This window comes from Silvimonas sp. JCM 19000 (assembly GCF_054652575.1).
The window spans coordinates 1-6,537 of the sequence record NZ_BAAIHC010000051.1 but is presented as its reverse complement, the minus strand read 5'-3'; the positions used below and the strand labels follow the sequence as shown (position 1 = coordinate 6,537).

The window sequence follows — 6,537 nt, the reverse complement described above, 5'->3', positions numbered from 1 at the left end:
CTTGCTGGTCAAATACGGCCGGGCGCGGCTGGGTAGCGGCAGCCACACGTCTGACAACGGCAATCTCACCGGCAACAGCCAGTACGCGGCGCTGACCTATACCCGGCCGGTGGGCGCGGGCCTGCAACTGCAGGCCGATGCGCAGTGGCAACTCAACCAGCTGCAGACGCATCGCGCGCTCAACTTCGGCGACGTGCATCAGAGCGCCACCGCCGATAACGGCCAGCAACAACTGGCGGCCAATGTGCAACTGGACCATGCCTATCACGCGGGCAACTGGCAGATTGCGCCCGCCATCGGCATGGCCTGGCGGCAAACGCGCGATGACGCCGTGGCGGAATCGGGGGCCGACCTGTACAACCTCAACGTCACCGGCAACACCAGCAGCGCGCTGGATATGCTGGCAGGCATCCGCCTGAGCTACGCCGACCAGAAGGGCTGGAACGGCCACTTCAATCTGCTGGGCGGGCCGAGCCTGCTGTACCGCAGCGGCATCCGCAGCGCCACGTTGCCGGGTGCGCCGCAAGCGCAATTCCTGCTGGCGGCGAATGGGCAACGCAGTCCGTTTAATTACAGCAGCACCTTGGGCGTGGATTACCAGAGCGGCCGCCGCAGCTTTAGCCTGGATGGCTATGCCAGCAGCCAGGATACCACCAATGATTACGGGGTAATGGCGCGCTATGCACAACAATTTTGAATTGCAGCGTAATTAAATCAATTAACGCTATTCATTCAGGATTAATGCAAAAGCAACGAGCCTGTGCAGCGCTAGCCCTGCGGCTTGCTGCCGCTTGCGAAAACACGCGCTAAGGATTACGCGCCCTGCGCCTTACTTTCGCATTGATTGTTGCTCTGTTTTTGTCTGGAAACCGGTTTTGCCAAATGCCTTTTAATTAATTTCATCCCGTATTTTCATGCAAAGAAATAATAGCCAATACGCAGGTACTGGCTATTTTTTTGTTTTAAATATATCAAAAATACTGTCGACGCATTAATTCTGTGATTGCGGCCGATTTCTATTTTTTAAAATGAAAAAGGAAATACATCATGGCAAAGGTGAGCGGGCAGGCATTAACGCATTCCATCGTCACGTCGACCGCCGTGGCTATCAAAAAGCGTCGCCATAAAAGCCAGCGTGCCACGTTGGCACCGCTAATGGCGGCGTGCCTGAGTTGCGCGCCGGTGTATGCACAAGACGCTGACCCCGCGCCAGCCGCGGTCAGCGCCGACGCCAATCCGGCCGTTGCGCCAACGCCCTGCCCGGCGGTGGGCGATACCCCCAGCACCGCCCCTTGCCCTGATCCCGCGGTAACCACCACCACCTCCTCGCCACCCACCCCGCTGCTGGCGGTAGGTGGCGCGGTGGCGGCCGCGCTTGGCATTGCCGCCATCGCCTCCAGCGGCCATGAAGGTGACGATGGCTACGTGCCGCCATCACCCACCCCGGCGCCTACGCCGACCCCCACCCCGACGCCTACGCCTACGCCCGTCCCCGGCGTCACCAATTTCAATTACGGCGTGGTGCTCAACCGCAATGCCCAGGTCATCGTGATGGATGGCCTGGTCTACAGCTATGCCGCCGAAGGCGACCATTACAAGCTCACGCTGGTGGCCAGCTACGGCCAGGCGCCCAACGATGCAATTCTGTATACCAATAGCCAGAACTGGAACGTCAACAACGCCACCACGCCACCCACCCTGACCGTGGAAGGCAAGGATGCCGACGGGCTGTATTGGGCGCTGGATCGGCAAGGCCGGATTATTCATGCCACCGGCGACAGCGTGATCACCCTCGGCGACAACTCGCAGGTGCATGTACCGACGGTGACCGTCAAAGGCGGTGACTCGGCGGGCGTGATTGTGGTGGGCGACAACACGCAGACCACGGTGGATAACGGGGTAACCGCCAGCGAGGGCAGCACCGGCGTGCATGTGGACGGCGACAGCGGCACGGTGACCGTGCATGGCGAGACCACCAGCACCGATGCCGGTTCGATCGGTGTCGAAGTCACTGGCGACAAAAGCGTGGTGGTGAATGATCACGTTACGGTCAAGGACGGTGCCATCGGCACTTTGGTGACGGATAACGACGGCCGCATCGAGAACAAAGAGGGCATGAGCGTTGCTGGCGACGGCAGCAAGGGCGCGGTGATCAGCGGCAACACCGGCGTCATCATCAACGGCGGCAACAGCAGCGTGACCGACGGCGGCACCGGCAGCAGCATCATTGGCGACAACGGCGTGATTACCAACACCGGCACCACCACGGTCAGCGGCGACGACAGCATAGGCAGCGACATCAAAGGCAATAGCGGCACCGTCGACAACCAGGGCGCCGTGACGGTAAGCGATGACGGCACCGGCACGCATATCGCGGGCGACAACGGCAAAGTGGTGAACGGCGGCGATGCCACCATCTCGGGCAAGGGCAGCACCGGCACGGACATTACCGGCACTGGCGCCAGCGTGGATAACATCGGCAAGGTGACCGTGTCCGACGGTGGCACCGGCACCCAGATTGCGGGTGACAACAGCAAAGTGGTGAACAGCGGCGATGCCACCATTACCGGCGCGGGCAGTATCGGCACCGACATCACGGGCAAAGGCGCGAGCGTGGACAACACCGGCAAGGTGACCGTGTCTGACGGCGGCACCGGCACCCATATCGCTGGCGATAGCGGCAAGGTGATCAACAGCGGCGAGGGCAGCGGCACGGGCAAGGGCACGGTCATTACCGATATCAGCGGCAATAACGCGCAGGTGGATAACAACGCGCATATCAGCGTGGATAACGGCGCGATCGGCACCCGGGTGACTGGCGATACCGCCAGCGTCAACAACAACGGCATTACCGATGTGGCGGCAGGCAGCGTCGGCACGGATGTGATCGGCAAAGACGCCAGAATCGCCAACAAGGGCGATGCCAATATCAGTGGTAGCGGCGCCATCGGCACCTGGGTGGCGGGCGATAACGCGGTTGTGGATAACAGCGGCAAGACCAGCGTCAGCGGAGGGGGCACGGGCACCCGCATCGATGGGCAGAACGGCACCGTCAATAACGCGGGCACGACCACAGCCACCGGCACCGGCTCCACCGGCACGGTGGTTAACGGCAACGGTGCCACCGTCAACGAAACCGGCGCGCTGGTGGTCGAGCAGGGCGCCAAGGGCGTTGATGTGGCCGGCGATAACGCAGTGATCAATCTGAGTGGCACCGCCGACAACCCCGCCATCATGAACGTAGCCGGTGGCAGCACGGGCGTGGAAGTGACCGGCAACGGCACCCAGTTGAACATCGAGCACTTTATTGCCAGCATCACCGGCCCCTCCTCGACCGGCGTGCAGATCGACGGCAACAACACCCAGGCCACCCTGGCGGGCCAGATCAACGCCACCGACTACGGCACCGGCATTGCGTTTACCGGCGATAACGTCACGACCACTGCCACGCTGGACGGGGTAATCAATGTGACCAATGCGGGCACCGGCATTTCGGTGACCGGCAATAACTCGAATACCTCGACCGCGGCAAAAATCAATGTGCAAGACCCCTTTTCGGTGGGCATCTACGTGCACAGCACCGACCCGACCGCAAAAACCACCCTGGCCAATAGCGGCGATATCAATGTGACGCTGAACGGCACCGGCGTGATGTTGGAAAGCGATAACGCCAATGTGAGTCTGCAGGGCAACGTCAATGTGACGGCGGTGAAGGATGTCAACGGGGTCCTGCAGCCAGCGACCGGCATCGTGATCAACGGGAGCAAGGGCACGCTCAAGCTGGACGGCAATCTGAATGTCGGCAGCATCGACATCGGCGCCACGCGCAATCCCATCGCGCCCGGCGATCTGCGCGGTCTGGTCGTGACCGGCTCTGACAACACCATCAATCTGGCAGGGACAGTCACGCTGCAGCAGCCCGGCATAGCCAAGGGCAGCCAGCAAGGCTTCTTCACTGCCCTGGATCTGTCTGGTGAGCGCAACGTGGTCAATGTTGCAGGCGGGGTGTCCATCAATGTCGATAACCAGGGTGCGAGTACCGCATACGGTAGCGATGATCTGCTGCGCGGAATCAATGTCAGTGGCCCGAACACGGTAACGGTGAGTGGAAAATCCAGCGTTTCCAACACAAGCGCTTCAGTGCTGTACGGGATGTTCGCCACCGCCTCAGGTGGTGCGCAAGTGCTGCTGGATTCGGGTTCCGAGCTGGACGTCAATTTTGTGACCACAAGCAGTGCCGAATATGACCGCGGCACGTTGTCAGCCACCGGCACTGGAACGCAGATTACCAACGCAGGTTTCATCAATGCCGCCCCGGCGGATCGCGGTACGCTCATGAGCGCGCTTCAGGGGGCGACGGTGGAGAGCTCGGGCCGCATTGATCAGTTAGGTATCGATAACGACGGGAAACAGGCAACGGTGATGATTGCCGAGTACACGGGCTCTACCGCGCGAAATAGCGGATCAATCAATCTGCGTTCAACCGCACTGCCTGTCGGCAGTACCGGCGTTAATGTGATGCCCGTGCGCTGGGCCAGCGGTCTGGCAGCCGGTGTTTTGGGGACGACGGGGGGCGCGGCAGTCAATGCCGCAGGCGGGACCATTACGGCGCAAGGGGCGGGTCTGTTTAACATCGCCGCCACCGGGGACAAGGACAACAATTCGCAATTGCTTGGTTCCTTGCTCAACGAAGGCAACCTCAGCCTTGATGGCTTTGTTCCCGTCGTCGACGCGAGCGGGGTGACCACCGGAAAAACGCCCTACACCACTGCAGACAACACTGCGTTTTACCGTGGCGCGGCGCTGGAGGCAGGCAGCACGGACTCGCAATACGGCAAAGGCGTCACCGGGCTTAATACCGGCAATATCACCGTGACCAACTCTGGTTTTGGCATGCTGGCCATGGGCGGCGGCACGGTCACCAACCGCGGCAATATCACACTCAACGCCGATGCCACTACCGTGGCGGACGGCAGCGCCGCGCAATTGGTGGGCATGGGCACCATCAATGGCGGCATTGCCATCAACGACACCACCGGCGTCATCACCATCAACACGAATATCGGTCGCGCGTTCTACACCGATAACAACGTGAATGGCTACATCATCAATCTGGGGCAGATTGTGGTGGGGCCGGGCGTGGACCCCAGCGTAAACAACAGCGCCACCACCACCTTGCAGCAATATGCGGACGGCAGCGTGATCGCCGCGGCGGGTGCGACCACGGCGCTGACCCAGGCCGCTGGCACGGCTTATAGCACCGGTGCGGCCGTTGGCGTGAGCAATGCGGGCACGGTCAGCGGCGCTTCATTCACGGTGTTGCCACAGGGCACGTTGACCAACCTGGCCTCGGGCTCGATCAGCACGCCGATCAACATCAACGGCGGCAGCGTGGTCAATCAGGGCACGCTCGGCAACGTGCAGATCACGACCGGACAATTGAATAACAGCGGCACGATCACCGGCGACCTCAGCCAGAACGGTGGTAGTGCCAGCAATACCGGCACCATCAGTGGCGCGCTGTCGATGACGGGGGGCAGCAGCTTCAGCAATGGCGTCGGGGGTTCTATGACCAAGGGTCTGTATATGGATGGCAATAGCAACAATGTGTTCGACAACCATGGCACCCTCAACGCCGATAACGGGCGCGATTTGTGGATACGCGGCGGCAACGTATTCAACGAATCCGACGGGACGATAGGCATCAACAACGGGCGTAATCTGCAGATTGATGGCGGTGCCAAATTCGTTAATACGGGCACCATAGTCCGGGACCTGTCGGGGGGCGACCGCAACACGCTGGTGCTGGGTTCCGGTGACAACCTGGCCATCATCAACGGCGGAACCATTACCCAGGTTGATGTGAGCGGGAGCAATCTGATCAGCGACTCTTCGTCGTCGGTTGCCGGTAATTCAGACATGTTCTGGAACCAGAGCACCGGGGTGGTCAATTACGCCTATGGCGGCCTGGGGCATGCCGCCGTCAATATCGCCTACACCAACAATGCGGCCGTTAATGATGGGGTGATCAACCTTACCGTGACTGGCGCCGTTGGCATGCAGGCGGGCGCAAACGGCCAGGTGGTGAATAACGGCACCATCAATCTGGGCGCGGTCGGTAATCCGCTGGGCCAGCAGAACCTGGTGGCAATGCAGCTGACCAGCGATGCGCTGGATGGCGCGGTGATCGAAAACGATGGCGTGATCAATATCAACACCAATAACTCGTATGCCTTCAGCCGCCTTGGGCAACGCGGGCATGTGGTCAACACCGGCACCATCAATATTGCCGCCGGGACGTCAGGCTCGGGCATCGTGCAGCAAGGTGGCGTGACGGTGGAAACCAGCAAGGTTGCGGTGTATACGCTGCCGACGGTGCCGACGCCGCCCGCTGCGGTTGCGGCGGTGAGCACCGCCGCCAGCACGGTCACGGCGCGCAATGTGATCAGCCAGTACGTGGTCGGCACCACCGCAGCCGGGACGGCAGGCACCTTGCAGGTCAGCCATGCTGATCTGAACACGGTGGCGGTCAACACT

Annotated in this window: 2 protein-coding genes; both read left to right on the top strand. The window is 61.2% G+C overall.

Going from position 1 to position 6,537, the window contains the following annotated elements; genetic code table 11:
* Nucleotides 1-697, top strand: a 697-nt coding sequence (locus tag ACYQ1A_RS21660) for an autotransporter outer membrane beta-barrel domain-containing protein (protein WP_499365801.1), incomplete at its 5' end; no start/stop codon positions are given.
* A gap of 350 nt (nucleotides 698-1,047) precedes the next feature.
* The coding region (locus ACYQ1A_RS21655; protein ID WP_499365800.1) for a beta strand repeat-containing protein at nucleotides 1,048-6,537 on the top strand (5,490 nt) is incomplete at its 3' end.